The sequence below is a fragment of the Aquificaceae bacterium genome (assembly GCA_037722135.1).
Taxonomy (GTDB): Bacteria; Aquificota; Aquificia; order Aquificales; family Aquificaceae; genus Pampinifervens; species Pampinifervens sericum.
Window position 1 is genome coordinate 1 of record JBBKAW010000070.1, and the last position, 3609, is coordinate 3609.

General features: G+C 43.1%; 6 protein-coding genes and 1 pseudogene. 4 read left to right on the top strand and 3 right to left on the bottom strand.

Annotated elements, in window-relative coordinates; translation table 11 throughout:
• Positions 1 to 334 (top strand): nickel-responsive transcriptional regulator NikR (gene nikR, locus WKI49_05070; GenBank protein MEJ7621867.1); only part of this gene is annotated, 334 nt, incomplete at its 5' end.
• On the opposite strand, the gene WKI49_05075 is transcribed toward nikR, so the two are convergent.
• Positions 305 to 745 carry an arsenate reductase ArsC gene (locus tag WKI49_05075; protein ID MEJ7621868.1) on the bottom strand — a complete coding sequence of 147 codons (441 nt, stop codon included), beginning with the start codon at positions 743 to 745 and terminating at the stop codon, positions 305 to 307. The genes nikR and WKI49_05075 overlap by 30 nt on opposite strands.
• A gap of 148 nt (positions 746 to 893) precedes the next feature.
• On the opposite strand from WKI49_05075, the pseudogene WKI49_05080 reads away from it, so the two are divergent.
• Both WKI49_05080 and WKI49_05085 read left to right on the top strand, forming a co-directional pair.
• A pseudogene (locus WKI49_05080) lies at positions 894 to 1208 on the top strand (hypothetical protein).
• Positions 1195 to 1830 (top strand): TetR/AcrR family transcriptional regulator, encoded by a 636-nt coding sequence (locus tag WKI49_05085; protein MEJ7621869.1) that lies wholly within the window; start codon positions 1195 to 1197, stop codon positions 1828 to 1830. Before WKI49_05080 ends, WKI49_05085 begins: the two are co-directional and overlap by 14 nt.
• Positions 1831 to 1834: 4 nt before the next feature.
• Here WKI49_05085 and hypD read toward each other — a convergent pair whose 3' ends face one another.
• Positions 1835 to 2956 carry a hydrogenase formation protein HypD gene (hypD, locus tag WKI49_05090; GenBank protein ID MEJ7621870.1) on the bottom strand — a complete coding sequence of 374 codons (1122 nt, stop codon included), beginning with the start codon at positions 2954 to 2956 and terminating at the stop codon, positions 1835 to 1837.
• Positions 2940 to 3200: a HypC/HybG/HupF family hydrogenase formation chaperone gene (locus tag WKI49_05095; GenBank protein ID MEJ7621871.1), complete on the bottom strand. Its 261-nt coding sequence runs from the start codon at positions 3198 to 3200 to the stop codon at positions 2940 to 2942. The genes hypD and WKI49_05095 overlap by 17 nt, the downstream gene beginning before the upstream one ends.
• A 161-nt stretch (positions 3201 to 3361) precedes the next feature.
• Here WKI49_05095 and WKI49_05100 point away from each other — a divergent pair.
• On the top strand, positions 3362 to 3609 hold a 248-nt coding region (locus WKI49_05100), incomplete at its 3' end, for a twin-arginine translocation signal domain-containing protein (GenBank protein MEJ7621872.1).

The following is a 3609-nucleotide window of genomic DNA, read 5'->3' on the forward strand; positions in this document are numbered from 1 at the left end:
GGGTTATGCGTCAAGGTCAGAGCTGGTTAGAGACCTCATAAGAGACCTACTATCCCAAGAAAAATGGGAAGAAAACCAAGAAGTTATCGGTGTCCTGAGCATAATATACGACCATCACGACAAAGAGTTAGTTTACAGACTTCTTGACCTTCAACACAAGCATCATGTTAATGTTCTCTGCTCCACTCATCTTCACCTTGACCATCATAACTGCCTTGAGGTAATAGTCTTAAGGGGCATGGCTGAGGAGCTTGAGAGCCTTGCAAACCAAATAGGTGGTCTAAGGGGCGTAAAACTTTCTAAGCTAAGCAGAGTTTGTCTTCCTGAGTTGTAAGCTTTGCAGAAGGTCCCAGACCCTCTCCTCTATTTCGTCCCTAACCTTTCTAAAAAATTCAAGTTTTTCTTCTATTGTTCCCTCAAAGCTTGCTGGGTCTGGAAGGTCCCAATGAACCATTTTAGAGCCGGGTAATACGGGACAGGTTTGTTTTGCACTATCGCAGAGGGTTATAACAAGGTCAAGCTCTTGGTAGGGTATAGCTTCAAGCCCTTTGGGTCTTTGAGAGGTTATGTCTATGCCCTTTTCCCTCATTACCTCTATGGCAAGGGGGTTTATTTCCTTTGCGGGTTCTGAGCCAGCGGAGTATACTTGAATGTTGATTTTTAAGATTTCCGCCAGTCTTCTTGCAAAACCTTCCGCCATCTGACTTCTCGCTGAGTTGCCAGTGCATATAAAACCTATCTTCATGACTTTATATTCTATTTCTTGGATGTTAAGATTTTATTAAGATGATAGGCTATAAAGAGGCTTATTACTCAGCCCTGAAGAAGATAGGAGAGAATCTCCCTAAGTGTTTTGGTGAAAATCTCCTTTCCCTTGTGGTTTTGGTTCTGTAGCAAAAGAGACCTTTTCTCCAGAGTCAGACATTAACCTACTTGTTATCCTTGAAGACTTTAAGAGTAAAAGGGAAGAGTATGTGAGTTTGTTTGAATGCCTTGAGGAAGTAAAAGAGGTAAACCCCATAATCCTTAAGAAGGAACAACTAAGAGAATCCTTATGGTTTCTATGGGATTGTAAGTTTATCATTTTGTATGACAAAGAGGGTTTCTTTAAAAGTTTCGTGGAGAGGCTCATGGAGTTTCTTCGTAAAAATGTGGTGAAGGTGGAAGGGAGGATGTCCCACTATGAGGTTATAAATGGTAAACCCTGAACTTGAAGATGTTAAGATTTTATTAAAGATGAAAAGACAAGGTATTAAGGAAAGGAAAAGGCTTGAGATAATAAGGACTGCCTGCAGGTTGTTTTCCGAAAAGGGTTACTATAACACCACTATGCCGGATATAGCACAAGCAGTGGGCATGAGCGTTGGAAACCTCTACAACTACTTTGAATCTAAGGAGGAGCTGGCAAAGGAAATAATGATGACCGTCTCTGATTGGGTGGGTGAGAGGCTCAGGAAAATAAACGAGATGGAAGTTAACATGCATGAGAAGGTAAGGATGTTTGTTAGGAGTTTTTTTGAGATAGCCATTGAAGAGCCTGAGCTTATAAGCTACTTCCTTAGGGTCTATCTGGTAAACAGAGAAGTTTTCAGCGATGGATGTGAGGGTTTTGCATGCGTTGCAAGTGTTATAACGGAGGTTATGGTTTTTCTTAGCGATGGAATAGAAAAGGGAGAGTTTAGAAATCAGAGCTTTTATCCAGCCTTTACCACCATGATGGGAACTCTTGGTGGTATGGTCTTTCTCCATAAAGAGGGGCTTCTTGATAAACACCTCATGGACTATGTGGAAGAGGTTTCGGAGAACATATGGAGAGCCCTAAAGACTTAATGGACTACCCCTGCCACCTGTATTTGTAGTAAGCATTACAGGCACCTTCAGAGGAGACCATGCAGGAGCCTATCGGGTTTGATGGCGTGCAGACACTGGCAAAGAGCTTGCAATCCTTAGGCTGTGCAACACCTCTTATAACCTTACCGCATATGCAAGCTGGATGCTCCTTTGGTCTTGGCAGGCTGATTGAAAACCTTCTTTCGGCGTCAAAGTCCGCAAACCTTGAATTTATCTTAAGAGAGCTGTAAGGTATAATACCAAGCCCACGCCATTCAAACTCCTTTCTTAGTTCAAAAACTTCAGCAACCAGTCTCTGAGCCTTGAGGTTTCCTTCTCTACTTACCGCCCTTGCATACTGGTTTTCTACCAGAGCCTTTTTCTCAGATATCTGTCTAACTATCATATAGACCGCTTGCATAAGGTCAAGAGGCTCAAAGCCAGAAATCACCACAGGCTTTAAAAACTCCTCCGCGAAGTATTCGTAAGGCTTAGTCCCTATTATGACGCTCACATGCCCAGGACCTATAAAGGCGTCTATCTCCACTTTTCCATACTCTCTAACTTCTGGTGCGTTGAGAATATGCTGTATTGCTGCAGGTGTGATAACGTGGTTTGAAACCACAGAGAGGTTTCTTATTCCCAGCTCCTTAGCCTTTTTTATAAGCACTGCGGTTTGTGGAGTGGTAGTTTCAAAGCCTATGGCAAAAAAGACCACTTCCTTTGTCGGGTTTTCTTGGGCTATCTTTATGGTGTCAAGGCACGAATAGACCATTCTAACATCCCTTCCCTCCGCCCTTAGGTCAAGAAGGCTCTTCCTGTTTGAGCCTGGGACTCTTAGCACATCTCCATAGGTGCAAAGTATAACCTTTTCTTGGCTTGCCAACTCAAGGGCAAGGTCAACCCTCTGCATAGGCAGGACACACACAGGACATCCTGGACCGTGAACAAAACGAACATAACCCTCAAGAAGCTGGTCTATGCCGTGCTTTAGTATGGTATGAGTGTGCCCTCCGCAAAACTCCATTATCCTTATAACCTTGCCCAGCCTTTCCACAGATGCCTTTATGGCTCTCTCAAGCCTTTTTATAGCATCCGCCTCTCTAAAGCTAAGTGTAAGTTTCATCTTCCTCCTCCAGAATCTGCTCAAAGAGCTTGAGGCTTTCAAGGGCGTAGTCTTCCTCTAACTTCTGGATGGCAAAACCCACATGAACAAGAACCCAATCTCCAATGGCTACCTCATCCTGAAGAAGCTCAAGGGATACAAGCCTTTTTGCTCCAAAGGTTTCTACCACCGCAGTATTATCTTCCCTTATCTCAACGACCTTTGAAGGCACAGCAAGACACATGTCTACCTCCTGAATGTTCATTCATAATATAGGCTTTTAAATCTCCCCTGCATGGATTATTACCCTTTTCTAAAAGGTAATAAAAATTAGCCTTGCTTATAAGGTTCATAAGGAAATTTTAGTTGACAGCAAATATGACCGAAAATATAATTTTGAATGAATATTCAGTTAGGAGGTGTAATATGGAGACCTTCTGGGAAACCTTTAAGCGACATGGCGTCAATAGGCGGGACTTTTTAAAGTTTGCCACCACCATAACAGGGATTATGGGGCTTTCACCTTCCATGATTCCTGAGGTGGTTAGAGCCTTAGAGACAAAGCCCAGAGTTCCTGTTATCTGGATACACGGTCTTGAGTGCACATGCTGTTCAGAGTCCTTTATAAGGTCTGCAACTCCTCTTGCCTCCGATGTGGTGCTAACCATGATATC